Here is a 616-nt window from a genome sequence, read left to right on the forward strand (position 1 = left end):
TTTCACTTTAAAAAGCGGCGCAGCCAAACAAGCAATTTTCAGAACAGGCGAGCTCCCTGTTTTGCCAAAGCACTTTTGGGAAAGCAAAGATTTTGAGACCTCATCAGAAGTTACTCCCCTGCTGAGCGGCCCTTATAAAATAGGAAAGGTCGATATCGGATCAAGCATTACCTTAGAACGCGTACCAGACTTTTGGGGTAAGGACTTAAACGTTTACCAAGGCCGGTTTAACTTCGATCAAGTGCGCTTTGATTTTTACCGTGATCAATCCATCGCATTCGAAGCGTTTAAGTCAGACGAGTTTGATATCTTCTATGACTACACCGCAAAAAACTGGGCACAGGGGTATGACTTCCCTGCTCTCAATAGCGGCAAAGTCATCAAAGAAGCCATCCCGCACTCGATTCCATCAGGAACACAAGGCTTCTTTTTTAACACGCGTCGTGATTTATTCTCTGATAGACGCGTGCGCCAAGCGCTTTCACACCTGTTTGATTTCGAATGGACCAACGCAGCCCTTTTCCATAATGCCTACACGCGCAATCTGAGCTACTTCCCGAACTCACGATATGCAAGTTCAGGACTTCCCTCTGAAGCAGAACTTGCCTTACTTGAG

Annotated in this window: 1 protein-coding gene; it reads left to right on the top strand. The window is 46.1% G+C overall.

Annotated elements, in window-relative coordinates; all coding sequences use genetic code 11:
* Positions 1 to 616, top strand: a 616-nt coding sequence (locus tag A3739_RS00960; protein WP_231876969.1) for an ABC transporter substrate-binding protein, incomplete at both ends; no start/stop codon positions are given.

This window comes from Oleiphilus sp. HI0067 (genome assembly GCF_001635735.1).